Here is a 26,196-nt window from a genome sequence, read left to right as displayed (position 1 = left end):
AGTGAAAACGCCCACTGCATGCGATGTGTGGAGCGAGACCAAACAATCTCGCGCTCACATCGGGGTGCGAGTACACACACAGCGTCCCCGAGTGGCCGCGTGACATTCCCAAGCATGGGATGGACGCGCCCGGGGGCTGAGGAGATTACGTGGCCGATCAAGCGCCGCCCACAAATTCAGAGCCGAACGACACGGCTACCGCGCAAAGTGCGGTTCCGGCCCTTCCTGAGAAGATTCGTGTCCACGCTCTCGCGAAACTGCTGGGCGTCACGAGTAAACAGGTCCTAGCTGAGGCTGCAGCCCTCGGAACCGAATTGCGCAGCGCTCAGTCGAGCCTGCAACGCGACATCGCCGAGCGTGTTCAGGCAGCCTTCGCGCCCGCAGAAGTTGCTCCCGTCGAAGTGCCCACTGCCGGTGAACCGGCTCCAGCCGAACAGGCTGCGCCGACTGAGGCGGCGGAGCCGGCGGTGGACGTCGCTTGGGACTCGGTTTCCGAACAAGCCGCAGTCGCTGAGCCGGAACCTGGACTCTCCGAGTCCCAGCCGGAGCTTGGACCCTCGGAGTCCCAGCGCGAACCCAGTATTTTCACGCCCGCTACCTTTGGAGTCGACGCCCCTTCCACTCAACAGATGCCGGAACCTGCTGCTGAGCAGGCTGCGCCGTCTGCCGTCCCGCTCTTTCTCCAACCAGATCCCGCCGCGGTCGAGACGTCGTCGCGTCGTCGGCGTGGACGCCGAGAAGCCGGGACATCCGACGCCAACACCGATGAACCGGGTGTTGCGCAGAAGCGCGAAGACGAGACTCGAGAACCCCGAGAGAACGAACCCAGAGACTCCGAATCGGATGAGGCCGAGGTCGACAGCGATCAGCCTCGGCGTCGTCGTCGTGGACGTCGTGGACGCGGACGGGGACGCGGCGAACAGCAGATCGAGCAAGGCGCCGAGTCGGGAACTCAGCGCGGATCCACCGCCGAGGCCCAGGACCTTGCTCGCGACGAAACGGGCGAACCTGCGCCGAGCAAGGCAGACACGGCCGACTTGAGTCGCGAGGACGAGGAGAAGACCGAATCGGAGTCCGAGAAAGAGTCTTCCGAGGAGAAGGCCCCCGAGGAGAAATCCCCCGAGGAGAAATCTCCGGATGATCAGAGGTCGGAATCCGACCAGACCGGGGGCGAGGAGTCGAGCGACTCCGACACCGAGGGTTCGAGCCGTCGCCGTCGCCGTCGGCGCCGTCGCAAGTCTTCCGGCGAGGCGAGCGGTGACACCAGCTCCGAGGATGATCCGCCGAACACGGTGGTGCACGAACGGGAGCCTCGGAACAAGAGCCGATCCAAGGACGAAGTTCAGGGCATCACCGGTTCTACGCGGCTCGAGGCGAAGCGCCAGCGTCGCCGTGACGGACGTGACGCAGGCCGCCGTCGCCCGCCCATCCTGAGCGAATCGGAGTTCCTCGCCCGCCGCGAGGCCGTCGATCGTGTCATGATCGTCCGAGACCGAGTCCCCACAGGGCGGCCGCATGCGACCACTCAGGTTGCGGTACTCGAGGATGGCGTCCTCGTCGAACACTTCGTGACGACGTCGTCGTCGGCGTCCATGGTCGGCAACGTCTATCTCGGCCGCGTTCAGAACGTACTGCCGAGCATGGAAGCGGCGTTCATCGACATCGGCCGGGGGCGCAATGGCGTTCTGTATGCCGGCGAGGTCAACTGGGAGGCCGCCGGGCTCGGCGGCAACTCACGCAAGATCGAGCAGGCTCTCAAGCCCGGCGATCAGGTGCTGGTCCAGGTCAGCAAGGATCCGATCGGGCACAAGGGTGCCCGGCTGACCACCCAGATCAGCCTCGCCGGCCGATTCCTCGTGTACGTACCCGGTGGCACGTCCACCGGTATCAGTCGCAAACTCCCCGACACCGAGCGCAGACGGCTCAAGGACATCCTGCGCGACATCGTCCCCGCGGACGCCGGAGTCATCATCCGGACCGCTTCGGAGGGCGTGAGCGAGGAGGAACTCTCGCGCGATGTCACGCGCCTGCAGGAACAGTGGGCCGCGATCGAGGAACAGGTCGAGAAGGCGAAGTCAGGCAAGTCCGGGAACCCTCAGGCCCTGTACGAGGAGCCCGACCTTCTCGTCAAGGTCATCCGCGACCTGTTCAACGAGGACTTCTCGAAGCTGGTCATCGAGGGCGAGAAGGCATGGACGACGGTCGAGTCATACATTTCGTCCGTCGCCCCCGATCTGCTTCCGCGGCTCGAACAGCACACTTCGGACAACGGCGGTATCGATGTCTTCGATGTGCACCGCATCAACGAGCAACTTGCCAAGGCGCTCGACCGCAAGGTGTGGTTGCCGTCCGGAGGCACGCTGGTCATCGACCGGACCGAGGCGATGACGGTGGTGGACGTCAACACCGGAAAGTTCACCGGAGCGGGCGGAAACCTCGAGGAAACCGTCACGAGGAACAACCTCGAGGCTGCAGAGGAGATCGTCCGCCAGATGCGCTTGCGTGACATCGGCGGCATGATCGTCGTCGACTTCATCGACATGGTGCTCGAGTCGAACCGCGACCTCGTGCTTCGGCGCCTTACCGAGGCCCTGGGCCGCGACCGTACCCGCCACCAGGTCTCCGAGGTCACCTCACTCGGACTGGTTCAGATGACCCGCAAGAAGTTGGGTACCGGACTGGTCGAGGCGTTCTCGACCAACTGCGAGCATTGCCATGGCCGGGGAATCATCGTGCATGCGGACCCGATCGAGATGAAGTCCTCCGAGGACGACGGTTCGCGTGGTTCCTCTCGGGGCGAATCCGGTGGATCCCGGAAGAAGCGTGGACGCGACAAGTCGTCTGGCCGTGAGTCTTCTACTCCGGCGCCGGAGGAAGCCCAGGCGGCCGATGCGACCGCCAAGCGTGCGCACCCGGTCGCCCTCGCGATGGCACATCACCATCATGAGGAGGAGACCGCGAGTGCGGACGCGAAGCGTGACGAACCGGCACAGCCGAGCGATGCCCTTTCGGGCGATGCGACCGCTGTGGAGGCTCCTGAGCGGCCCACCGCCGCTGCTGAGCCGGCGCAGTCGGCTTCGTTGACGCCTACTGCAGAGGCATCCACTGCGGAGGCACCCACTGCAAGCGTGGCCGAATCGGAGCGGGCACCGGTCGAGGCACCGGAACCGGTCGGCGACTCCGAGCCGGAAGCGGCCGCACCGAGACGCCGGCGGAGTCGCCGAGTGACTCGAGCGGCGTCTGTCCTGGCGGCCGAAACCCATAGTGGCGGAACGGTCTTCGTGATTCCGACGCCGGATCCCGAGGTGGGAAGTGATTCGAAACCGGAATCGGCCATGTCCGCAACCTCGGTGAGCGACCAGGATTCGTCGGCGCATGATGGTGTGGCGACGCAGGTCGCGCCGCGAAGGGTACGCCGTCGCGCGGCGGCACGTCCCGCGGGACCTCCGGTGGACGCCGATCATTGATCAAAGGCCCTGGGACGGTGATCGCTGCCGGTTTGTACGGAGCGGTTGCCGTCCTGTAGCCTTGATCAGTCGCTACTCGGCGATAATGGTCAGCTGTGCCCTTATTCGAGGGCTGCGCGATCCCGACCGAGCAGCTCATAACACCAGACCAGTCGTGCACTCCGTGGCGCGAACAAGTTCGAAGAAGCAAGGGGTAGCCCTCCGATGGCAACGTACGCGATCGTCAAGACCGGCGGAAAGCAGTACAAGGTCTCCGTTGGGGACCTCGTCAAGGTCGAGAAGATCGAGGGTGAGCCCGGCACTGCTGTTTCGCTTGCTCCCGTCCTCGTCGTCGACGGATCCGATCTGACGACCGACGCTGACAAGCTGGCCAAGGTTTCGGTCACGGGCGAGGTCGTCGAGCACACCAAGGGCCCGAAGATCCGGATCCACAAGTTCAAGAACAAGACCGGATACCACAAGCGCCAGGGCCACAGGCAGAAGCTGACGGTTCTCAAGGTCACCGGCATCAAGTAGCCCCGGTTTCAAGCAACTAGAAGCTTCAGAGCTGATCTCACCCGAGGAGGGTCAAGAACATGGCACATAAGAAGGGTGCATCCAGCTCCCGTAACGGTCGCGATTCGAATGCTCAGCGACTCGGCGTGAAGCGCTTCGGCGGCCAGTCCGTCCGCGCCGGCGAGATCCTGGTCCGTCAGCGCGGAACCCACTTCCACCCCGGTGTCAACGTCGGACGCGGTGGTGACGACACACTGTTCGCGCTCGCAGCCGGTGCTGTCGAGTTCGGCACCAAGCGCGGACGCAAGACCGTGAACATCGTTCCGGCGGCGGCAGAGGCCTAGTCCTGCCGACAGCATGCAGCGTCCCGTAAACGGGACTTGCCAAGCTCCCGATAGGGGCGGACCTGGGTCGAGACACCCGGTCCGCCCTTATTGTTTTTGGTGAGGCTTGCTCTTGAAGAACGTGTCCGCAAGTGAGATCAACGCAATTGGCTGAGGAAGGATCCGGCAGTCATGTCCCGATTCATTGACCGCGTCGTGCTGCACGTCAGCGCTGGAAAAGGCGGCAATGGCTGCGCCTCCGTGCACCGGGAGAAGTTCAAGCCCCTCGGCGGCCCGGACGGCGGTAACGGCGGGCGTGGCGGTGACGTCGTTCTCGAAGTGGACGGCAACGTCCACACCCTCCTGGACTTCCACTTCCATCCTCACGCGAAGGCGACCAACGGCAAGCAGGGCATGGGTAGCAACCGTGACGGCGCGCAGGGTGAGGATCTGATCCTCAAGGTTCCGGACGGCACCGTCGTTCTCGACAAGGACGGCCGGATTCTTGCCGACCTCGTCGGGGTGGGCACCCGATTCGAGGCAGCCAAGGGTGGTCGTGGCGGCCTCGGAAACGCAGCCCTGTCTTCGAAGGCGCGCAAGGCGCCGGGCTTCGCGCTCCTCGGTGAGGACGGGGTCGAACGCGAGCTGGTGCTCGAACTGAAATCCGTGGCGGATGTCGGACTCGTCGGATTTCCTTCCGCGGGTAAGTCGTCGCTGGTGTCGGTGCTCTCGGCGGCGAAGCCCAAAATTGCCGACTACCCGTTCACGACTCTCGTCCCGAATCTCGGGGTGGTGTCGAGCGGTGATACCACGTTCACGGTGGCCGATGTGCCAGGGCTGATCCCCGGCGCGAGCGACGGACGCGGACTCGGGCTCGACTTTCTGCGCCACCTCGAGCGGTGCGCCGTGCTTGCCCACGTCGTCGACTGCGCGACGCTGGACCCCGGCCGCGACCCGATCTCTGACATCGATGCGCTCGAGGCCGAACTCGCGGCGTACAGCGGCGCACTGTCCGGCGACACCGGCCTCGGTGACCTAGCAGACCGTCCCCGCGTCGTGATCCTCAATAAGGCGGACGTGCCGGAGGCGGCCGAACTCGCGGAAATGGTTACCCCCGATCTCGAAGCCCGCGGGTGGCCTGTGTTCACGATCTCGGCGGTCAGCAGAGAAGGGTTGCGCCCGTTGACATTCGCTTTGGCGAAACTAGTAAAGGAGTATCGCGAGGCGCACCCGAAGGCTGCTCCGAAACGCCAGGTCATTCGGCCTGTCGCGTCCAACGAGAGCAGTTTCAGTGTCATCGCCGATCCCGAGGTACCCGGCGGGTTCATCGTCCGTGGCGCCAGGCCGGAGCGCTGGGTGCAGCAGACACAATTTTCCAACGACGAGGCCGTCGGCTACCTCGCCGACCGCCTCGCGCGGCTCGGTGTCGAGGACGCGCTGGTCGAGCAGGGCGCCGAGCCGGGCGCTTGTGTCACCATCGGTGATGTGAGTTTCGATTGGGAGCCCCAGACGCCGGCCGGGGTCGATCTGACCAGGACCGGGCGCGGTACGGATCCACGACTCGACCAGGTGGAGCGCATCGGCGCGGCAGAGCGCAAGCACGCGTCCAGGATTCGTCGTGGCCTGGACAGCCCCGACTCCGAAGAGCAGTGAGCGCCACCCGGCAGACGATCGCGTCTGCAGGCAGCATCGTCGTCAAAATAGGCTCCTCGGCGTTGACCAGTCTGGTCGGCGGACTGGACACGGGCCGACTCGACGCACTCACCGATGCGATCGAAGCGCGCATGCGCGCCGGTTCGGACGTGGTGGTCGTATCGTCCGGGGCTGTGGGCGCCGGATTGGCGCCGCTGGGTCTGACCAAACGGCCACGCGATCTGGCGACCAAGCAGGCTGCGGCGAGCGTCGGGCAACTGGCGCTCGCTCATGCCTGGGGCACGTCGTTCGCCCGCCACGGCCGCACCGTTGGCCAGGTGCTGCTCACCGCTGATGACATCGCGCGCCGAACGCAGCACCGGAACGCTCAGCGCACGCTCGACAGGCTGCGTGCTTTGCACGCGGTCGCGGTCGTCAACGAGAACGACACCGTCGCTACCGCGGAACTGAGATTCGGTGACAACGACAGGCTCGCGGCACTAGTTGCCCATCTGGTCGGCGCCGAAGCGCTCGTGCTTCTCTCGGACGTCGACGGGCTCTACGATGGGGACCCTCGTAAGGGTGGCGCCACCCTGATACGCGAGGTAAACAGTCCCGAGGATCTCGACGGCGTAGTTGCCGGTTCCGGCGGAGCTCTCGGCACCGGCGGGATGGCGTCCAAACTGTCGGCGGCACGCCTCGCAGCCGATGCTGGGGTGCCCGTGTTGCTCGCCGCCGCTTCCGAAGCGGAGGCTGCGCTGAAGGATGCGACTGTCGGGACGGCCTTCGCCGGGCGCCGGGGGCGGTTGTCGGCACGCAAGTTCTGGGTGCGCCACGCTGCTGATGAGCAGGGGATTCTGCACGTTGACGAGGGCGCTGTCCAGGCGATCGTGAGCAAGCGGCGCTCGTTGTTGCCCGCAGGAATCACCGCGGTGTCGGGACGGTTCTACGGCGGTGACGTCGTCGCGCTTCTCGGCCCGCAGGGGCACCCGGTAGCCAGAGGAGTGGTGGCCTTCGACTCCTCGGAGATCACGGGCATTCTCGGCAAGTCGACCTTGGAACTGCCAGCTGACCTGCAGCGTCCCGTGATCCATGCGGACGACCTGGTGCCTCTGTAGCGTTTAGGCGGGCGCTACGGGACTAGCGGCCAGTAGCGCGCTCAGTGCCTCCGAACATCCGGCGTGCAGGGTCAGGGTTGCCAACTCGTCCCCGCGCGTCGGGCCTCGGTTGACGATGACAATCGGGATCTCACGTTTGGCGGCATGCCGGACGAACCTCAGCCCCGACATGACAGTGAGCGAAGAACCTGCCACCAGGAGCGCTTGCGCCTCGTCCACCAGGGAGAAGGCGGACGCTACCCGGGGCTTGGGGACCGACTCGCCAAAATAGACGAAATCGGGTTTGAGGATGCCACCGCAAATCTCACAGTCGACCATTCGGAATTCTCCCGTGATCGTCAGCACGGCATCCGCATCCGGCGCGGTCTGGACACCCCGCGAGGCGACCGCTGTGTCGGAGAAACCAGGGTTCGCATGTTCGAGCCGGTCGTCGAGTGCCGCTCGGGAGATCAGCGCCCCGCAGGTCAGGCACCGGACGCGGGCGTAGGTTCCGTGAAGATCGATCACTCGGCGACTGCCGGCCTTCGTGTGCAGAAGATCGATGTTTTGGGTGATGACCGCATCTACTATCCCTGCGCGCTCGAGCCCGGCGAGTGCGCGATGCCCGGCATTGGGACGCGCTGCGTCCATGTGCCGCCAGCCCAGGTGGTTCCGCGCCCAGTAACGGCGACGAAGCTCAGGATCCCCGATGAACTGCTGATAGGTGATCGGACGTCGTGTCGGGGCGTTCGGACCTCGGTAGTCGGGGATACCGGAGTCCGTGGAGATACCGGCGCCGGTGATCACGCATAGACGCCAGCCGTCGAGTGCACCGAGTAGTCGGTCGAACACGGCTCCAGCGTAGCGCCGGCTCAGTACCCGACGACAGGATCGATCAGTGCAGTGAGTTTCTCGCCCGCGACGAATCGAGCCACGTTCAACGCCACGTGCTCCGCGAAGGCAGGGGGGCGGACCGACGGCGGGTTGGAATCGTGCGGCGTGATGATCACGTTGGGCAGATCCCACAGCGGGTGGCCGTCAGGAAGGGGCTCGGGATCTGTCACGTCCAGACCAGCACCCCCGATAGTCTTGTCTCGCAGAGCTTTCACCAACGCAGTCGTGTGGACGAGAGAGCCGCGGGCGACGTTGATCACCCACGAGGTCGGCTTCATCTGGGCGAGTTCGGCCGCTCCGACCAGGTGATGGGTGGCGTCGGTGGCAGGTGCCCCGATCACGAAGTGATCCGCGCGTGACCACACCTCACCGAGGCGGGTAGCGGGCAGTGTCTCGATCGCGCCCGGGACCGGGCTGCCGGAGCGATTCACCGCGACGACGTCGGCCCCGACCCCGGCGAGCATCGGAATCAGCGCTCGGCCGATCCCGCCCGCGCCCACGATCGCTACGGTGGCGCCCCGCAGCGTGCCGACCTTCGAGAGAAACTCCTGCTGGCGCCAGGTTTTCGCCTCCAGGTGCTCGGGGAGCGCACGAACCCCGGCCAGGAGCAGCGTCAGGGCATGCTCGGCCACGGTGGCCGCGAAGGCGCCGGCCGCCGATGTCCACACTATCGAGGTATCGGAGGGGATCAACCCCGCGGAGAACCACTCCTCGACTCCAGCGGATCCCAACTGCACCCAACGAATGTTCTCTGGCAGCGGGTCCGGGAACCCGACCGGGTTCTCGGACCACACGAGGGCGTCGGCGGACTCGATCGGTGCCAATCGAGCGCCGCCCCGGCGCACCGCATCGTCGAGAAGCGGGTCCGGGGCGGGTCCTATGGCGATAGCTGGAGTGGCGGCGACCATAGGTCGAACTTACGCCGGCACCTCGATCAACGGGTAGACACCGTTCTCGTCGTGCACCTCACGTCCGGTAACAGGAGGGTTGAACACACACAGCATCCGCATTTCGGTCTCGGGTTCGACGCGGTGGCGGTCGTGACCGTTGAGCAGATACATCGACCCGGGGCCGAGTTCGTAGACCTTGTCGTTGTCGAGGTCGACGAGTTTCCCGGTTCCCTCGATCAGCCAGACCGCCTCGATGTGGTTGGCGTAGTGGAACTCGTTGATCGACCCCGCTTTGATAGTGGTCTCGTGGAACGAGAAGCCCACCTTGTCGCCGCCGAGGACGATGCGCTTGCTGCGCCAATTACCGTCCTCGCTGGTGACGTCGCGGTCGGTGCCGGTTATCTCGGCGGTGGTGCGAACGATCATGTCTGGTTCAGTCCTCTCTAGCTGCAAGCCTTGGCGGTCGCGTCGGCGAGAATGGCGAGCCCGTGATCGAGCTCTTCGTCGGTGATCGTGAGCGCAGGCAGAAGCTTGACCACCTCATCGGACGGTCCCGAGGTCTCCGCGAGCAGTCCTTCGTCGAACGCGAGTTTGCAGACTTTCCCGGCGAGCTCCGCCTCGTCGAACACGAGACCCTGAACGAGCCCGCGACCGCGGGTGGAGACGGAGCCGTCGAACTGCTTCGTCAGTTCGGCGAACGCCTGGTGAATCTTCTCGCCTTTGGCCAACGTCGACTTGTGGAGCTTGTCGTCGGACCAGAAATTGTCCAGCGCCACCTTCGAGGTGATGAACGCAGGGTTGTTTCCTCGGAATGTGCCGTTGTGCTCGCCCGGCCCCCAGACGTCGAGGTCGCGCTTGAACAGTGTCAGAGCCATCGGGAGTCCGTAGCCACTGATCGACTTCGACAGGCAGACGATGTCCGGTTCGATGCCGGCCACCTCGAACGAGAAGAACGGGCCGGTACGTCCGCAACCCATCTGGACGTCGTCGACGATCAACAGGATGTCACGCTCGGCGCACAGGTCCGCGAGGGCGCGCAGCCATTCGGGGCGAGCGACGTTGACTCCGCCCTCTCCCTGCACGGTCTCCACGATCACGGCGGCCGGGCGGTTCAGTCCGCTACCCGAGTCGTCGAGCACCCGCGAGAACCAGTGAAAATCCTCGGTGACGCCGTCGAAGTAGTTGTCGAACGGCATCGGAGTGGCGTGTACCAGCGGGATTCCAGCTCCGGCACGCTTCATGGAATTGCCTGTCACCGACAGGGCGCCCAACGTCATGCCGTGGAAAGCGTTGGTAAAGTTGATGATCGACGAACGCCCAGTTACTTTGCGCGCCAGCTTCAATGCGGCCTCGACGGTATTGGTGCCGGTGGGACCGGGGAACTGAACCTTGTAGTCGAGCCCGCGCGGCTTCAGGATCGTGTCCTGGAACGTCTGGAGCAAGTCGCGTTTCGCCACGGTCGACATGTCGAGAGCATGGGTGATGCCGTCGCCGACGATGTAGTCGACCAGCGCCGACTTCAGGATCGGGTTGTTGTGTCCGTAGTTCAGTGAACCGGCACCGGCGAAGAAGTCGAGGTAGTCGCGGCCGTTCTCGTCGCGGATCCATGATCCGGACGCGGATTCGAACACGGTCGGCCAACCGCGGCTGTAACTGCGAACCTCGGACTCGAGGGTTTCGAAGATTGTCATATCGGAGTTCGTCATGTTTGTTCCATTCCTCCGTGGAGTGCTGTCAGCCGATCGTGTAGAGATCTTCGGCTTCGTGTCCATCGGGAAAATCATTGGGGGAGAACAGTTCATCCTTGGCAATTGCCATGCCTCGGTGCCGCGCCAATGCAGTGAACAACGCGATCGACGCCTCGTTGTCGGGGCTGATCGTCGTTTCGAGGCGCTCGATTCCGTCGGGTGCAAGCCGATCGAGTAGAGAACTCAGCATCCGGCCTGCAATGCCTTTGCCGCGCTGGTCTGCGTCTACGGCAACCTGCCAGACGAACAGAGTCTCAGGGGATTCGGGGCGAATGAAACCCGTAACGAATCCGACTATACGCTCGTCGACGACCGCGACGATAGATGAGCGGCTGAAGTCTCTACACCACAACAGATATGCGTAACTCGAATTGAGATCGAGCACTTCCGTGTTCGCGGCGATCTCCCAGAGCCGGACTCCGTCAGCGATCTGTGGACTTCTGAACAACACCGCGTCCGGCGCGGTGGTCGGGATGGCACTCTCTTGGACAGGCCTCATTGGATATCTGAACCTAACAACCAAACTCGCCGATTTCACGTATGTTGCGCAATTGGACCCTCCAGTTGGCGGGGCTTCGCAGGTGAAGCATGTAAAGTGATGCTCGTCACATTCAATGCTTCATTGACGAACTGAAGTCGCCGATTTCGATTACTTCACGCCCGCAAGCGCGAACGGAAGAACCGACGCGACCCCGGCGGCGCGTAGCGTTCGAGCAGCCATGGTCAGCGTCCATCCGGTGTCGGTGACGGTATCGACCAGAAGCACGGGGCCGGTTTCATCGGCGACGTGGGGAGCCTCCCACGCGTCCACGAGGCCTGCCACCCGATGCGCGGAGTTGGCGGCGGACACCGGCGGGTGACCGGGGCGAAGTCTCAAAACGCCCAGGTGATGCAGGCGGCCGACATCTGCGAGCTGATCGGCGAGTGAAGCGGCGAGCATGGGATGAGTTGCCGATTCGACGGCGATCACCGAGGTGGGCCGCTCGGCCCAGTCCCAGGATGCGAGAACCTCGATACACGCCTTCACGACCCACTCGCCGGCGGGGCCGTCCGGTTCGTCGAGGAGTGCCCGAAGGCGCTGGCCCCAGCCGAGATCGGACAATCGCCCCAGGATGCGCCCGGGTTCGGGGCCGTCGCTGATTTTCCCGGACAGCTGCACGCCGAGCTTCGCGAGCCCGTTGGGCCACTGCTTGCGTGGAGCCAGGTCGACGCCGGGACGTTCCAGACGCGATCTGGTTCGGCGGACGGTCTCGGCGTCGACGCCGGTGTCATGGCGGACACCGGTGCAGTTGTCGCAACGGCCGCAATCGGAGGTGCCAAGCGCCAAGTCCGGATCGTCGAGTTGTTCGCGTAGGAATGCCATCCTGCAGGTTGTGATCCGCTGGTAGTCGACCATCGCCTCCTGCTCGGCTTCCCGGGCACGCTCCAGACGTTCGTAGCGGTCGGCGTCATATGTCCACGGCTGCCCGGTACCCACCCAACCGCCGCGTACCCGTTTCACGGCGCCATCCACGTCGAGGACTTTCAGGACCATCTCGAGTCGGGCACGGCCCAGATCCACCAGCGGTTCGAGTGCCGGCGTGGACTGTGGGCGCTCGGGGTCGAGAACCTCGATCACCCTGCGCACCACATGCTCTCGGGGAAACGCTACAGAGGCGAAGTAGCTCCAGATTTGCCTGTCCTCCGAGCCGGGGAGCAAGATTACCTCGGCACGATCGGTGGAGCGCCCCGCACGCCCGACCTGTTGGTAGTAGGAGATGGGCGAAGACGGCGCACCCATGTGCACGACGAATCCCAGGTCCGGTTTGTCGAATCCCATGCCGAGAGCAGACGTTGCCACGAGAGCCTTGACGCGGTTGGCGAGAAGGTCCTGCTCGAGCGCTTCCCGTTCCGCGGCATCGGTTTGCCCCGTGTATGCGGAAACCGCGTGACCCCGCTCGGACAGCAGGCTCGCCAAGTCCTGTGCCGCCGACACGGTCAGCGTGTAGATGATTCCTGACCCCGGAAGACTGTCCAGTCTCTCGGTGAGCCAGGCGGCGCGGGCGGTGGCCTCGGGGATTCGGACCACCGACAGGTGCAGGGAATCGCGCTCGAGGCCACCACGCAGGACGAGGGCCTCCGCTCCGCCCACCCCGAGCTGAATGGAAACATCGGAGACCACCCGATCGTTGGCCGTGGCGGTTGTGGCCAGCACTGGTATCCCTTCACCGAGTTCGGCGATCAGCGTGCGGATCCGCCGGTAGTCGGGACGGAAGTCGTGGCCCCAGTCGGAGACGCAGTGCGCCTCGTCGACGACGACCAACCCCGCATCCGCGGCCAGCGAGGGAAGAACCTGATCGCGGAAGTCGGGGTTGTTGAGACGTTCGGGGCTGACCAAGAGCACGTCCAGTTCATTCCCGGCGACTCGGGCGTGGATGTCCTCCCATTCGGTGACGTTGCCCGAGTTGATTGTGGCGGCCCGGACACCCGCACGTTCCGCCGACGCCACCTGGTTGCGCATCAGGGCGAGGAGCGGCGAGACGATGACAGTGGGACCGTGCCCATGCGCCCGCAACAATTTCGCGGCTATGAAGTAGACCGCGGACTTGCCCCAGCCCGTCCGTTGGACGACAAGCGTCCGCCTGCGGTGGACCACTAGCGCCTCGATGGCAGTCCACTGATCGTCACGCAGGGAGGCGCGCTCACCTGCAAGGTCGCGAAGCAGCCGTTCGGCCTCATCGCGCAGTGCTGGCCCGGTCGCGGTCGTCATGCTCCCCATCGTGCACGACAGCGGCCGAACTGAGTGCGTCCCGATCGTCGAACGCGCGGCATGGAGTTTCGCCAGCTGCGAGCGTGCCCGTGGCGGTTGCCGCTCAGCACTTGTGGCGACGCGGCCGGTATCCGTCCTGACCTGCGTGGGGGAGGGGATCGTCCTCGGGACCGGGTAGATAGGCTGTCTTCATGACAGCAGTGACATCCAGCTCGTCGTCCGACGCCGCGGTCGATACCCGCGACGCTGTTCATGCGGCGGCCCGTCGAGCCCGCACCGCGTCGCGGGCCCTCGCGCTCCTGACCACGGCGCAGAAGGATGCGGCGCTCCACGCGGCGGCCGATGCCGTGCTCGCCGCTGCCGACGCGATCTTCACCGCCAACACGGCCGACATCGAATCGGCTCAGGCGTCGGGCATCGAGGATTCGCTGCTCGACCGTTTGCGGCTGACCCCGGACCGGCTCGAAGGAATTGCGTCCGGACTCCGTCAGGTGGCCGGCCTCCCTGATCCGATCGGTGAAGTGGTACGAGGGTCCACGCTCCCCAACGCTCTCGAACTCCGCCAACTGCGGGTTCCTCTGGGCGTGGTGGGCATGGTGTACGAGGCCCGGCCGAACGTCACCGTCGACGCGTTCGGTCTGGCATTCAAATCCGGCAATGCCGCGCTGCTGCGGGGGTCGTCGTCGGCAGCCAGGTCGAATGCCGCCCTGGTTACGGCCGTGCGGGCGTCGCTGGCAGCGCAACAGCTGCCCGAGGATGCGGTGCAGCTACTGCCGAGCGAGGACCGCTCGAGCGTCACGCACCTGATTCAGGCCCGTGGTCTGGTGGACGTCGTTATTCCACGCGGTGGCGCGGGGCTGATCAGCGCCGTCGTGCGTGATGCCACGGTTCCGACTGTCGAGACGGGCGTCGGCAACTGCCATGTCTATGTCCATGCCGCTGCGGACCTCGAGATGGCCGAGAGGATCCTGGTCAACTCCAAGACCCGACGCCCGAGCGTGTGCAACACCGCGGAGACGGTCCTGATCGACGCGGCGATTGCCGAAACGGCGGTTCCGAGGCTGCGCAAGGCCCTCGAGACGCACGGCGTCACGGTTCACGGAGATCTCCCGGGTCTGGTGCCTGCGACCGAAACGGACTGGTCCGATGAGTACCTCACACTCGATATCGCGCTCGGCGTCGTCGATGATCTCGGTGCGGCGGTCGAGCACATCGACAGGTACGGAACCGGTCACACCGAGGCGATCGTGACGTCAGACCTCAGCGCCGCACGCGAGTTCACCGCCCGGGTCGACGCCGCCGCCGTGATGGTGAACGCCTCTACCGCGTTCACAGACGGTGAGCAGTTCGGGTTTGGTGCCGAGATCGGAATATCCACGCAGAAGTTGCACGCGCGCGGTCCCATGGGGCTTCCGGAGCTGACGTCCACAAAATGGATCGTATGGGGAGATGGGCACACCCGCCCGGTCTAGATCCTCTGTGTCGAACCCCTCTGCGTCGAACCCCTCTGCGTCGAACCCCTCTACACAGCACTTCCGAAAGGATTGAGCGTGGACCGCACCCTCGAGACCACGACACCGTTCTTCGCCAATGTCGACGACGTTGTCGACCGTCTCGCCGATACCGGTTACCTGGCCGACAAGGCCTCCGCGACGGCGGTCTTCCTAGCGGACAGGCTCGGAAAGCCCCTGCTCATCGAGGGTCCTGCCGGTGTAGGCAAGACTGAGCTTGCGCGTGCCGTAGCCGAGGCCACGGGCTCGGAGCTGGTGCGCTTGCAGTGCTACGAAGGAGTCGACGAGGCCAGGGCGCTCTACGAGTGGAACCACGCGAAGCAGATCCTGCGTATCCAGGCGGGCGCGAATGAGGCGTCGGGAGGATGGGATGCCACCAAGGCGGACGTCTTCTCCGAGGAGTTCTTGCTGTCGCGACCACTGCTGACCGCCATCCGGCGCGAGGACCCCACGGTGCTGCTCGTCGACGAAACCGACAAGGCAGACGTAGAGATCGAGGGTTTACTCCTCGAGGTGCTCAGCGACTTCGCGGTCACTGTCCCCGAGTTGGGCACTATCACGGCCACGAGGAAGCCGTTCGTTGTCCTGACCTCGAATGCCACTCGGGAGTTGTCAGAGGCACTCAAGCGCCGCTGCCTCTTTCTGCATCTCGATTTCCCCGATGCTGACCTCGAGCGGCGGATCCTCGCCAGCCGGGTGCCGGAGCTTCCACAGGCCATCGCAGCGCAATTGGTCGAGACGGTCCGTGTGTTGCGAGGTATGCAGCTCAAGAAGCTGCCGTCGGTCGCCGAGACCATCGACTGGGGGCGCACGCTTCTCGCGCTCGGACTCGACACACTCGACGACGACGCCGTGCGCGCCACGATGGGTGTAGTTCTCAAACACCAATCCGACCAACTGCGCGCTGCTGCCGAGCTGCGACTGAACTAGAGGGACTTTCCGATGGCTGCTGCTGGGCCTTCCTTCCGGTCGAATCCGGTCGGATCTGCCGCGGAGCACGGACTGCCGGGGCATCTCGTGGACTTCGTCGAGGCGCTGCGTCGACGCGGGATAGTGGTCGGCACCTCCGAGACCGTCGACGCGGGGCGGGTCATGTCGGTCCTCGACCTACTCGATCGGGAGTCGCTCCGGGAAGGTCTTGCGTGCGCGCTGCTGCGTCGACCGACCCACCGGCCCACGTTCGATGCTCTGTTCGATCTCTGGTTTCCGGCCGCGGTCGGAAATCGCCTCGATAGCGGGAGCGAAACGAGTCTGCCGCGCAATGTGAAGGGCGAGATCGACTATGACGCGCTGCGCGAGTTGATCGTCGAACTACTCACGGACGGGTCGCGTGAGGCCGTCGAACTCACCGAACTTCTGACCGCGCAAATGGTAGAGGAACTCGGGCAGTACCAGTCTGCGAACGGGCCGTCGTTCTCCGCGTACCAGGTATTGCGCGACGTGGCACCAGAAACTCTGCTCAGCAAGATCCTCGACGGGCTCTTGGGCAATCAGGCAGGGGGCCACCCCGCGGCGACGCATAGCTACCAATCTGAAGTGGCCAAGCGGGCAGCGGCGCAGCGGATTGCCGATTTCCGGAAGATGGTGGAACGGGAGACACGGCGGCGGGTGGCCGAGAACATGGGCAAGGAACGGGTGGCGTCGTATGGCGTACCCCGGCTGGCCGAAGAAGTCGACTTTCTGCGTGCGTCCGATTCCGAACTGACTGTGCTGAAACGCAACGTCTCTGCGCTGGCAAGGGTGCTTGCGAGCCGACTCGCGGTCCGGCGCAAGCGCAGCCGGGCCGGTTCCATCGATCTGCGGAGGACACTGCGTAAGTCGATGTCCACCGGGGGCGTGCCCATCGATCTCGTCGAGAGAAAGCCCCGCCGCGCTCGCCCCGAGCTCGTGGTGATGTGCGATGTATCCGGTTCGGTCGCCGGATTCAGCCATTTCACACTTCTGCTCGTTCATGCTCTGCGGGAACAGTTTTCCCGGGTGCGGGTGTTCGCGTTCGTCGACACCGCGGACGAGGTCACGCACTTCTTCGATTCCGGAGCCGACCTCGGCAGTGCCATGTCGAGAATGATCCGGGAAGCCGATCTCGTCTCCTACGACGGACATTCCGATTACGGCAACGCATTCGGCGTGTTCGCCGAGAGGTTCGCCGGAAGTATCACCTCGCGCACGTCCCTGTTGGTGCTCGGAGACGGCCGAAACAACTATCGCGATCCGAACCTCGAGGCGCTGGCAGGACTGGTGTCTGTCGCGAGGCACGCGTACTGGCTCAACCCCGAACCACGGGCGCAGTGGGGGGCGGGAGACTCCGCGGCCGAGGTCTACAACGAGGTCATCAGCATGTACGAGTGCCGGTCTGCCCAGCAGCTCACGTCGGTGGTCGCCGGGTTACTTCCGGTCTGAGCAAGTAAGCTCGACACTCGTGGAACAGGGAACGCAGGGCACACCCCGACGCCGCCTGGGGGTCATGGGCGGCACCTTCGACCCCATTCACCACGGTCACCTGGTGGCGGCTAGTGAAGTTGCCGACCGATTCAGGCTCGACGAGGTGATTTTTGCGCCGACCGGCAGGCCGTGGCAGAAGGAGGGCAGGGAGGTCAGCCGCGCCGAGGACCGGTACCTCATGACAGTCATCGCCACCGCGTCGAATCCACGGTTCTCGGTCAGCAGGGTTGACATCGACCGTGACAAGGTCACCTACACGGTCGACACACTGCGTGACATGCGGAACACCCACCCCGACGCCGAGTTGTACTTCATTACCGGTGCGGATGCCTTGGCGAGTATTCTGTCCTGGCAGGACTGGGAGGAACTGTTCTCGCTGGCGAAGTTTGTCGGGGTGTCGCGTCCGGGATTCGATCTCAACACCGAACATCTGTCCGGTCATCTTGACGCGCTGCCGGAGGATGCGGTCACCTTGATCGAGGTCCCGGCCCTGGCGATCTCCTCGACCGAGTGTCGGCGGCGCGCCAGTCGACACCGGCCTGTGTGGTATCTCGTTCCTGACGGCGTGGTCCAGTACATCTCCAAGCGGAACCTGTACCGGCCATTGGACTCCGAGCGCCCAGACGGTGCCACAACCGTGTCCGAGCCGGCCCCAGGCAAGACCAATGACGACAAGACCAATGACGGCAAGACCAATGACGGCAAGACCAATGACTAGGCACTATCAGAACACTTCGAGAACGAACTGGGAGAACATCGCGTGAGCGCAACGACCGAAGCCATCGAGATGGCACGCATCGCGGCACTGGCTGCCGACGAGAAGCTGGCCTCCGATGTGGTGGTGCTCGATGTTTCCGAGCAGTTGGTCATCACAGACTGTTTCGTCATCGCCTCCGCGCCGAACGAGCGGCAGGTGAACGCCGTCGTCGAGAATATCGAGGAACGTCTGCGCGATGCAGGTCACAAGCCTGTGCGACGCGAAGGCACGCGTGAAGGCCGTTGGGCGCTGCTCGATTTCGTGGACGTCGTAATCCACGTTCAGCACAATGAGGAGCGAAACTTCTACGCCCTCGACCGACTGTGGAAGGACTGTCCAGTCGTCCCGGTCGAAGGAATCGGACAGGGGAGTTCGGCCGATGACGGGGCCGACGCCGACATCGAGGAATCCGAACTGTGACAGACGTTCCCGGCGCCACCCGACGGCTGATATTGCTTCGCCATGGGCAGACGAAATACAACGCCGACAACCGTATGCAGGGCCAGCTCGATACCGAGTTGTCGGATCTGGGTAGGGCTCAGGCCCGCAACGCCGCATCGGCGCTGGTCGGTCGCGCGCCGATCTCCATCGTGTCGTCGGATCTGCGTAGGGCCTACGACACCGCTGTCGAGATCGGCGACAACGTCGGTCTGCCGGTACAGATCGACACTCGCCTACGTGAGACGCATCTCGGGAACTGGCAAGGCCTCACTCACCTCGAGGTCGACACGCGGTCGCCTGGTGCCCGGGCCAAGTGGCGAGGTGACGCGACGTGGGCGCCGCCTGGCGGGGAGAGTCGTATCGATGTGGCGCGGCGGAGCAAACCAATGGTTGCCGAGTTGATCGAGAAGTACGAAGGCTGGGCGGAGCAGCCGGTGGTGCTGGTAGCTCACGGAGGTTTGATCGCGGCGCTTACAGCGACACTGCTTGACCTTCCGGTAGACCGGTGGCCGGCGCTCGGCGGGTTGGGCAACGCCAGCTGGGCGCAACTGAGTGCCCATGGAAGTCTGGAATCGCTCGAGTGGCGACTCGACGTGTGGAACGCTTCTGCGAGTGTGGCCAGTGACAACCTCTGATGCAGGGTCAGGTCCCGGGGGGCGCCCGGTCCTGCTCGTGCTTGCCGATTCGCTGTCGTACTACGGCCCCAAGGGAGGGCTGCCGTCCGATCATCCCGACATCTGGCCCAATCGTGTTGCGCGAGAATTGGACTGGGATGTCGAATTGGTGGCGCGGATCGGCTGGACCAGTCGCGACGCTTGGTGGGCACTGACCCAGGATCCGCGCGTGTGGGCTGCCATTCCCAGAGCCGGTGCAGTGGTGTTCGCGGTGGGTGGGATGGACTCCCTTCCATCGCCGCTTCCCACCGCGCTGAGGGAGCAGTTGCGCTACATTCGTCCGCCGGCGCTGCGTCGCATGGTGCGATCCGGCTACCAGTGGCTTCAGCCACGGCTGTCTCGGCTGGGTTGGCCCGTGGCGTTACCCCCGCGAGTGAGCGTCGAATACCTGGAGAGCTCACGTTCGGCACTGGCGTATGTGCGACCCTCGCTGCCCGTCATTGGAACGTTGCCGTCGGTGCACCGCAGCGAGGCCTACGGCAAAGCCCACTCGGGTCGCCCAGCCGCGGTCACTGCTATCACCGCTTGGGCGGAGGCGCAGAAAGTTCCTCTGGTCGACCTCGCCGAAGCGGTTCGAACGAATATCTTCAGCGGTCAGGGCAACCCCGATGGCATTCATTGGGGCTGGGACGCGCACGTCGCAGTCGCCGAGGCGATGCTGACCGCGATTCGCTCCGCCGGAGTCGCGCGTCAGGACTTCCCAGACCAGATTCCCGCGGAAACGGTGCCGAACGGAGCAGAGTAGGCCGATGCCTGTAGTCGTTGTCACCGATTCGTCTGCATCACTCGAGCCTGAACTCGTCGAGCGGTACGGGATTCGCGTGGTGCCGTTGCACGTCCTGGCCGGTGACGAAGACCTCAGAGAAGGCATCGACCCAGTTCCCGCGGATCTCACCGGAGTCACCACGTCTGGCGCGTCGCAGAACGAACTGTCCGAGGCATACGCCGAAGCGCTCGATTCGAGTGGTGGCGCGGGAGTCCTCGCGGTCCATATCTCGCGGCAGTTGTCCGCCACGTGGGAGGCGGGCCGTCAAGCGGCACAGAAATTCGGTGGAAACGTACGGATTATCGACTCCCAGTCCACGGGAATGGGATTGGGATACCCGGTCCTCGAGGCTGCGCGGGCAGCCAAGGGAGGCGCGGCGCTCGAGACCGTCTACCGGCGCGCAGTGGACGTCGCAAGCCGCGGTCACTGTCTGATCGTCGTGGACAAGCTCGACCAACTGCGGCGAGGTGGCCGGATCGGAACGGCGGCAGCCCTGCTCGGTACCGCACTGGCGATGAAACCGGTCCTTCATCTCGTGGACGGGCGACTTGTTCTCAAGGAAAAGACGCGGACCGGGACCAAGGCCGTCGCCAAGATGGTTGACGCGGCCGTTGAATACGCAGGCCAGGGACGGACGGCCATCGCTGTGCATCATATGGACGCCCGGCGCCGCGCCGATGCGGTAGCAGCACAGTTGAAGGATCGGATTCCGCAGATCAGCGATATTGTCGTCACCGACTTCAGTGCGGTGATCGGAGCGCACGTAGGGGTCGGAGCCGTCGGTATCGTGCTGTGCCCGGAACCATCGGTGCAAGACGAAGAGGGCGATTCATCCACAACCCCTGATTGATTCACACCCCGTTCTTCCGGCCGTGTGAGAACACATGTCGCGCAGGCGGGACGCTCTAGCCTCGCCTCCATGGGCATCAGGGAAGAACGTTCGAGAGTGCGTACCCGTCTCGCGTTCCTCACATCGAGGGAGCAGGACGCGCTGACGCGCGGCACACCTGCGGCTCCGGAATGGTTGTCCGACAGTCGTGTCGCCGAAACCGGAGCCACCAACGCTGGACTCACATTCGGCGACGACAACTCCGGTTTCGACGGAATCGGCGATGACAGTTCATGGTCGGCGCGACGTCGCTGGGGTGTTTTGGCACTTCCCGACCGTTGGCGTAACGCGAGGATCGATCCCGGGCGCGCAGGCGCGATCGCGTTGATCGTGGTGGGGATCGTCGTCGTGATGGTCGCTGTGGTCAGTGTTCGCAGCGGCCAGGCGGAGACGCAGGCGGTTCCCTCTCTGCCTGACGCGTACTCGCAGCCACCGCTGTCTTCGGCCGAGCCCAGTGTCCATGATGTGGTGCCGCCTGTGCCTACCGAGCCGACGCCCGCCGAAGAGATTGTGGTGAGTGTAGTCGGACTGGTGGCGTCCTCCGGTTTGATCCGACTACCTGCGGGTTCACGTGTGGCCGATGCGCTCGATGCGGCGGGGGGAGTTCGCGATGGCGGCGACACACTCGGACTGAATCTGGCGCAAAGACTCTCGGACGGAGACCAGGTGTTGGTGGGTGCGGCGGCCAGTGCCCCGCCACCGAGCGCTGTCGGTGGTGGGGCCGGCGGAACAGGTTCGGAGATTCGGGGAGCGGCGACTTCCGGGGCAATCGAGGGTCCGGTCAATGTGAACACGGCAACGGAGAGCGAACTCGACGCACTGTCCGGGGTCGGCCCAGTCACCGCGGCGGCTATCGTCGCGTGGCGAACCGTGAACGGGAAGTTCACCGACATAAGCCAATTGGGTGAGGTCGACGGAATCGGCCCGGTGCGTCTGGCGAAGCTACGTCCGCAAGTCACTCTCTGATGGTCGCGGGTGAACCGTTCCCGCTCGATCTGCGATTGGTTCCTTTCGCTGGAACATGTTGGGCGGTAACGCTCGTCGGAATCTTGTGGGGGTCGGGCTCCGCCTGGGTGCTGGCGGGTTCGCTGTCCGCCCTCTCCGTTGCTCTCGCTGCTTCGTGCGCGCTGCGTGGGAGGGAGGGGTGGACGTGGGCGATACTGGCACTTCTGGTGTTCGGTTCGTGCTGCGCCGCGGCTGCGGCGTGGCGGGTACAGGCCGTCGAGCAGCACCCTTTGAACGCGCTGGCCCACAGTGAGGCGTGGGTGACGCTCGTGGTGAAACCGGTCAGCGACCCGCACGCGATCCCAGGCTTCGAGCGTCGGGTCGTCCTCGACGCGGAGCTGATCGAGATCCACAAGTCCACCGAGATCATTGTCTCGGGTGGTGCGGTTGTCGTCCTTGCTCCGTCCGAGGGATGGAACCAGATCCTGCCGGGACAGCGGGTGGTCCTGCGTGGGCAGCTCGGCGTGCCCCGGCACAGGGACCTGGGCCTCGCGACGGTCCGGGCAGAGGGCCCGCCGTTGGAGGTGGGGCCCGCACCCCCACACCAGCGGTGGGCGGGGGTTCTCCGCGCGAGGCTGGCTACCGCTGCCGCCGTGTTGCCGGCCGAAGAGGCAGGCCTTTTGCCAGGTCTGGTCGTGGGCGACACATCGGCATTGCCGCGTCAGGTGAAGGAAGACTTCACTGTGACCGGGTTGACGCACCTCACTGCTGTATCAGGGGCGAACGTCAGCATCCTGCTGGGGGCCGTGCTTCTCGCGGTGCGCGGTGTGGGCCTCGGACCTGTTACGGGGGCCGTGCTCGCTGCTCTCGCGTTGATCGCATTCGTGGTGGTCGCGCGACCCTCGCCAAGTGTGTTGCGCGCCGCCGCGATGGGGTCGATCGCGCTCTTGGCCCTTGTCTCGGGACGACGAAAGCAGGCACTGCCCGCGCTGGCCGCAAGTGTCATCGTCCTGCTGGTCTGGTCGCCGGAGTTGTCCGTGGACTTCGGCTTCGCCCTGTCGGTCGCGGCCACCGCAGGGTTGATCGTGGTTGCGCCGATCTGGATCGACGTGCTGGTAGGGCGAGGGTGGCCGCGTGTGGTTGCCGAGGCGCTGGCCGTGTCCGTCGCCGCTTTCGCAGTGACCGCCCCGATCGTCGCAGGAATGGCCGGAACCGTCAGTGTGGTGTCGGTGGTCGCGAACGTCTTGGTTGCCCCCGTGGTCGGGTTGATTACGGTTGTAGGGGCCACCGCGGCACTGACAGCGGCGGTGAACATACAAGCGGCGGAGATCGTGGTGAGTCTGACCCACTGGCCGCTGTGGTGGCTTGTGACCGTCGCCGACCAGGGCGCCCGTATACCTGGCGCGTCGATTGCGGTGCCGAGCGGCCTCGCCGGTGCGGTCGTCGTCTTCAGTGTCGGATTGGGCCTCGCCTTGGCATGGCGTCGTCGATGGTCCCGACTGGTGATTGTCGGGGTATCAATCGGCGTGGTGGTGCTGTGGGCGCCCATCTGGCCCACGTCTCTGGTCGATTGGGTGTGAGAACGATCGCGTCGGGGAACGCCGGAAGGACGGGGCAAAACGAAAGGGAAGAAACGTGCAGGTCGGTTTCAAGTTGATCGCCGAGAACTTCAGTCCGAGAGAGATCGTTCGGCAAGCGGTGGAGGCGGAGCGTGCCGGGTTCGACTTCGTGCAAGTGAGTGACCACTATCATCCGTGGCTCTATAGCCATGAGCATTCGGGGTTCGTGTGGTCGATGCTGGCCGCTGCAGCCGCTGATACCGACATGATCGGTCTGGCCACGGGCGTGACGTGCCCGTTCGCAAGACTTCACCCCGCGATCATCGCGCAGGCCTCGGCGACCACGGCCGTCCTCAGTGAGGGCCGTTTCATGCTCGGACTCGGGTCGGGTGAGTGGCTCAACGAGCACGTGGTGGGAGGCGAGTGGCCGTCGGTACGCGTCCGACACCAGATGTTGCGTGAGTCGATCGACATCATTCGTATGCTGTGGTCCGGCGGCTATCACTCCTACCAGGGCGAATACCTCACGCTCGATGATGCGCGTATCTACGACCTTCCAGACGCTCTCCCGAAGATCTTGGTGGCAGCCGGGGGCCCGTCCTCCGCCGCGCTCGCTGGGGAACTAGGTGACGCTCTGTTGTCGACCGCAGCCGATATCGGACTGCTGGAGAAGTACGCGCAAGCCGGTGGGTTGGGGCCGACGTACGCAGAGGTACCGGTCGCGTGGGCGCGCGAAGTGGACACTGCTGCCGAATCGGCGCACCGAATTCTCCGGTTCGCGTTCACGGGATGGAAGGCCATGACGGAACTGAAGAGCCGGGTCGATTTCGAGGAGGCGTCGTCCTCGATCCGCACAGCGGATGTTCGGGAGGTGGTTGCTTGTGGACCGGATGTCCAGCGACATCTCGACGTGGCAATCCCATACGTGGATGCCGGATTCGATCATCTGGTACTGGTCAATTCGGGGCCGGATGTCGATGGGTTCTTCGAGTTCTTTTCTAACGAATTGAGTGAGCCGTTGCGATCTCTGTCCGGCGCCTGAATTTGTGTCGTACTTGCGAAAAGTGCTTCTGTTTAAGGAGAGTCGGAAAACTCGTACGTGCGGCGACGGATGGGCCCGCGTTGTCGGCGAAGGTAACGAATGGGGCTCTTGGCGTATCGTTTCGGCTTCGATTTCCGATGTGCGCATGTGGAACCGAACGACCGACTACGATCCGGTGGCAGATGTTGAGGTGAACGGTCTTGGAACGCACCTGCATTGGATGGGGGAGGGGCTATGTCGGAATCGGAACAGACAGATCTCGGCGCGGAAGATGAACTCGATGCCGGGCAGGTGCGGAAAGCGCAACGGGTGGTAGCTGCGCAATCGTTGGACACCGACGACTGCCGCATGCTCCTGTCGATGCTGGGTATCGCCGAAAACCCGGATCCGGTGGAACTGCGCTGACGGCGTGCGGGCACCGCCTGGGGTGGGGCCGCCGTTGTGAATGTGTCCCCGGCGCGTGGCACGATCGTCGAGTGAGCACTTCAACTCAGCCTGAACAGCTCCATCTGATCCTCGGCGACGAGGAGTTCCTCGTCGATCGCGCGGTGGCCCGGGTCATCAACCAGGTACGGGCGGCGGCGGAGGTGGCGGACGGCGCAGAGCTTCCCGTCAATCGGTTGAGGGCAGGAGACGCGGGGGCTGCAGAACTCGCCGAACTGCTCAGTCCGTCCCTCTTCGCCGAAGACCGAGTGGTGGTGCTGGAGGCGGCCGCCGAGGCGGGCAAGGATGCTGTGGCAGCCGTCCAGGCCGCAGCGGGTGATCCGCCTCCCGGCGTCTTCCTCCTCGTTGTGCATTCGGGTGGTGGGAGGGCGAAGGCGATGGTGGGGGCTCTCGAGAAGTCCGGCGCGGTGGTACACCCCTGCGCCAAACCGAAGGCGGGCGACATCATCGGGTTTATCCGTGAAGAGTTCCGTTCTCTCGGTGTCCGTGTGTCGCCGGACGCGGTGCGCAGTGTATTCGAGGGCGTCGGCTCGAACCTCCGCGAGCTGGCGGCAGCGTGCTCACAGCTCGCGGCCGACACCGGCGGGAAGATCGACGTCGCGGCCGTCCAGCGGTACTACTCGGGTAAGGCCGAGGTCAGCGGGTTCGACGTCGCTGACTTGGCTGTCGCCGGCGACAGCGCCGGAGCCGGCGAGGCTTTGCGGTGGGCGATGCTGAAGGGCGTCCCGCACGTGCTGCTGGCGGACGCTCTCGCCGATGCGGTGCACGCGATCGCTCGGGTTGCCCCGATGGGGCGGGTTGATCCCTTCCGGATGGCTTCGGAGCTGGGTATGCCGCCATGGAAGATCAAGAAGGCGCAGGCGGCGGCACGCGGATGGACACCCGCATCACTCGGTGAGGCGCTGCGGATCGTCGCCACGTTGAATGCCGATGTCAAGGGAGGCGCCGCCGACCCCGATTACGCCGTTGAGAAGGCGGTGGGGCGCGTCGCACAGCTACGCCGGGTGTGATCGAGACACAACAGAAGCCGCCCGATCCCCTGATCGGGCGGCTTCTGTAGAGCCTATGACGGAAGGTCCGTCAGATCTTGTTGGCCGCCTTCGCGAGAGCGGACTTCTTGTTGGCAGCCTGGTTGGCGTGGATAACGCCCTTGCTGGCTGCCTTGTCGAGCTTGCGGCTGGTGGAGATGAGGAGCTCGTTGGCCTTGTCCTTGTCGCCGGCTGCCGCGGCCTCGCGGAACGAGCGGATTGCCGTACGCAGCGAGGACTTCACCGACTGGTTGCGGAGTCGGGCCGCCTCGTTGGTACGGATCCGCTTCACCTGGGACTTGATGTTGGCCACGCCTAAAATCCTGTCGTCTCGATCTGCTTGTAGAGAAGATTATGGGCGCACACGTATGCACCGACAGATGAGATTACCAGTGATGGGTGG

Annotated in this window: 25 protein-coding genes; 18 read left to right on the top strand and 7 right to left on the bottom strand. The window is 64.7% G+C overall.

From position 1 onward, the window contains the following. Positions 1 to 149 precede the first annotated feature (149 nt). From BFN03_RS10610 to proB, 5 genes are all read left to right on the top strand, one after another. Entirely contained in the window at positions 150 to 3,467 is a 3,318-nt protein-coding gene (locus tag BFN03_RS10610; protein ID WP_070378974.1) for a translation initiation factor IF-2 N-terminal domain-containing protein, read from the top strand. Positions 3,468 to 3,671: 204 nt separating this feature from the next. Then, complete coding sequence (gene rplU / locus BFN03_RS10605) at positions 3,672 to 3,983, top strand: 50S ribosomal protein L21 (RefSeq protein WP_070378973.1); 312 nt, start codon at positions 3,672 to 3,674, stop codon at positions 3,981 to 3,983. Between the two features lie 59 nt (positions 3,984 to 4,042). Next, positions 4,043 to 4,306, top strand: coding sequence for a 50S ribosomal protein L27 (rpmA, locus tag BFN03_RS10600; protein WP_070378972.1), 264 nt, complete (start codon positions 4,043 to 4,045; stop codon positions 4,304 to 4,306). Between the two features lie 171 nt (positions 4,307 to 4,477). Further along, positions 4,478 to 5,938, top strand: a complete 1,461-nt coding sequence (gene obgE, locus BFN03_RS10595) for a GTPase ObgE (RefSeq protein ID WP_070378971.1) — start codon at positions 4,478 to 4,480, stop codon at positions 5,936 to 5,938. Further along, positions 5,935 to 7,035: a glutamate 5-kinase gene (gene proB, locus BFN03_RS10590; RefSeq protein WP_070378970.1), complete on the top strand. Its 1,101-nt coding sequence runs from the start codon at positions 5,935 to 5,937 to the stop codon at positions 7,033 to 7,035. Before obgE ends, proB begins: the two co-directional genes overlap by 4 nt. A gap of 3 nt (positions 7,036 to 7,038) precedes the next feature. Here proB and BFN03_RS10585 read toward each other — a convergent pair whose 3' ends face one another. From BFN03_RS10585 to BFN03_RS10560, 6 genes are all read right to left on the bottom strand, one after another. Further along, positions 7,039 to 7,866 (bottom strand): NAD-dependent protein deacetylase, encoded by an 828-nt coding sequence (locus BFN03_RS10585; protein WP_070378969.1) that lies wholly within the window; start codon positions 7,864 to 7,866, stop codon positions 7,039 to 7,041. Between the two features lie 20 nt (positions 7,867 to 7,886). Continuing rightward, on the bottom strand, positions 7,887 to 8,816 hold the full coding sequence (locus BFN03_RS10580) for a D-isomer specific 2-hydroxyacid dehydrogenase family protein (protein WP_070378968.1): 930 nt from the start codon (positions 8,814 to 8,816) through the stop codon (positions 7,887 to 7,889). A gap of 9 nt (positions 8,817 to 8,825) precedes the next feature. Beyond that, positions 8,826 to 9,224: an ectoine synthase gene (locus tag BFN03_RS10575; protein ID WP_070378967.1), complete on the bottom strand. Its 399-nt coding sequence runs from the start codon at positions 9,222 to 9,224 to the stop codon at positions 8,826 to 8,828. A 17-nt stretch (positions 9,225 to 9,241) separates the two neighbouring features. Beyond that, positions 9,242 to 10,504 (bottom strand): diaminobutyrate--2-oxoglutarate transaminase, encoded by a 1,263-nt coding sequence (ectB, locus tag BFN03_RS10570; RefSeq protein WP_070378966.1) that lies wholly within the window; start codon positions 10,502 to 10,504, stop codon positions 9,242 to 9,244. A gap of 28 nt (positions 10,505 to 10,532) precedes the next feature. Next, on the bottom strand, positions 10,533 to 11,045 hold the full coding sequence (gene ectA, locus BFN03_RS10565) for a diaminobutyrate acetyltransferase (protein WP_070378965.1): 513 nt from the start codon (positions 11,043 to 11,045) through the stop codon (positions 10,533 to 10,535). 150 nt (positions 11,046 to 11,195) lie between these two features. Then, positions 11,196 to 13,295: a RecQ family ATP-dependent DNA helicase gene (locus tag BFN03_RS10560; protein WP_070378964.1), complete on the bottom strand. Its 2,100-nt coding sequence runs from the start codon at positions 13,293 to 13,295 to the stop codon at positions 11,196 to 11,198. A gap of 191 nt (positions 13,296 to 13,486) precedes the next feature. On the opposite strand from BFN03_RS10560, the gene BFN03_RS10555 reads away from it, so the two are divergent. The 13 genes from BFN03_RS10555 (at position 13,487) to holA (ending at position 25,775) form a co-directional block, all read left to right on the top strand. Continuing rightward, the gene (locus BFN03_RS10555; protein ID WP_070378963.1) at positions 13,487 to 14,767 is read left to right on the top strand and encodes a glutamate-5-semialdehyde dehydrogenase; all 1,281 of its coding nucleotides are present in this window, start codon (positions 13,487 to 13,489) and stop codon (positions 14,765 to 14,767) included. Between the two features lie 78 nt (positions 14,768 to 14,845). Further along, positions 14,846 to 15,736 carry an AAA family ATPase gene (locus BFN03_RS10550; protein WP_070378962.1) on the top strand — a complete coding sequence of 297 codons (891 nt, stop codon included), beginning with the start codon at positions 14,846 to 14,848 and terminating at the stop codon, positions 15,734 to 15,736. A gap of 12 nt (positions 15,737 to 15,748) precedes the next feature. After that, positions 15,749 to 17,206, top strand: coding sequence for a vWA domain-containing protein (locus BFN03_RS10545; protein ID WP_070378961.1), 1,458 nt, complete (start codon positions 15,749 to 15,751; stop codon positions 17,204 to 17,206). 19 nt (positions 17,207 to 17,225) lie between these two features. Then, positions 17,226 to 17,966, top strand: coding sequence for a nicotinate-nucleotide adenylyltransferase (nadD, locus tag BFN03_RS10540; protein ID WP_084385585.1), 741 nt, complete (start codon positions 17,226 to 17,228; stop codon positions 17,964 to 17,966). Between the two features lie 42 nt (positions 17,967 to 18,008). Then, positions 18,009 to 18,425 (top strand): ribosome silencing factor, encoded by a 417-nt coding sequence (gene rsfS / locus BFN03_RS10535; RefSeq protein ID WP_070378959.1) that lies wholly within the window; start codon positions 18,009 to 18,011, stop codon positions 18,423 to 18,425. Continuing rightward, positions 18,422 to 19,081 (top strand): histidine phosphatase family protein, encoded by a 660-nt coding sequence (locus tag BFN03_RS10530; RefSeq protein WP_070378958.1) that lies wholly within the window; start codon positions 18,422 to 18,424, stop codon positions 19,079 to 19,081. Before rsfS ends, BFN03_RS10530 begins: the two co-directional genes overlap by 4 nt. Further along, positions 19,068 to 19,865 carry a diglucosylglycerate octanoyltransferase gene (octT, locus tag BFN03_RS10525; protein WP_070378957.1) on the top strand — a complete coding sequence of 266 codons (798 nt, stop codon included), beginning with the start codon at positions 19,068 to 19,070 and terminating at the stop codon, positions 19,863 to 19,865. The genes BFN03_RS10530 and octT overlap by 14 nt, the downstream gene beginning before the upstream one ends. Before the next feature lie 4 nt (positions 19,866 to 19,869). After that, positions 19,870 to 20,736 (top strand): DegV family protein, encoded by an 867-nt coding sequence (locus tag BFN03_RS10520; RefSeq protein WP_070378956.1) that lies wholly within the window; start codon positions 19,870 to 19,872, stop codon positions 20,734 to 20,736. A 69-nt stretch (positions 20,737 to 20,805) separates the two neighbouring features. Then, entirely contained in the window at positions 20,806 to 21,741 is a 936-nt protein-coding gene (locus BFN03_RS10515; protein WP_070378955.1) for a ComEA family DNA-binding protein, read from the top strand. Further along, positions 21,741 to 23,300, top strand: coding sequence for a ComEC/Rec2 family competence protein (locus BFN03_RS10510; protein WP_070378954.1), 1,560 nt, complete (start codon positions 21,741 to 21,743; stop codon positions 23,298 to 23,300). Before BFN03_RS10515 ends, BFN03_RS10510 begins: the two co-directional genes overlap by 1 nt. Before the next feature lie 55 nt (positions 23,301 to 23,355). Beyond that, positions 23,356 to 24,321 (top strand): TIGR03557 family F420-dependent LLM class oxidoreductase, encoded by a 966-nt coding sequence (locus BFN03_RS10505; protein WP_070378953.1) that lies wholly within the window; start codon positions 23,356 to 23,358, stop codon positions 24,319 to 24,321. 234 nt (positions 24,322 to 24,555) lie between these two features. After that, a complete protein-coding gene (locus tag BFN03_RS20640; protein ID WP_198163256.1) occupies positions 24,556 to 24,726 on the top strand; it encodes a hypothetical protein in 171 nt (56 codons plus the stop codon). Between the two features lie 71 nt (positions 24,727 to 24,797). Next, the gene (gene holA / locus BFN03_RS10500; protein WP_070378952.1) at positions 24,798 to 25,775 is read left to right on the top strand and encodes a DNA polymerase III subunit delta; all 978 of its coding nucleotides are present in this window, start codon (positions 24,798 to 24,800) and stop codon (positions 25,773 to 25,775) included. A 70-nt stretch (positions 25,776 to 25,845) separates the two neighbouring features. Here the strand turns inward: holA and rpsT are convergent, their stop codons facing one another. Further along, complete coding sequence (gene rpsT, locus BFN03_RS10495; protein ID WP_070378951.1) at positions 25,846 to 26,106, bottom strand: 30S ribosomal protein S20; 261 nt, start codon at positions 26,104 to 26,106, stop codon at positions 25,846 to 25,848. Between the last annotated feature and the right edge of the window lie 90 nt (positions 26,107 to 26,196).

Source organism: Rhodococcus sp. WMMA185 (assembly GCF_001767395.1).
GTDB lineage: Bacteria > Actinomycetota > Actinomycetes > Mycobacteriales > Mycobacteriaceae > Rhodococcus_F.
The sequence above is the reverse complement of the archived record's forward strand: the minus strand, read 5'-3'. Positions and strand labels throughout refer to the sequence as shown.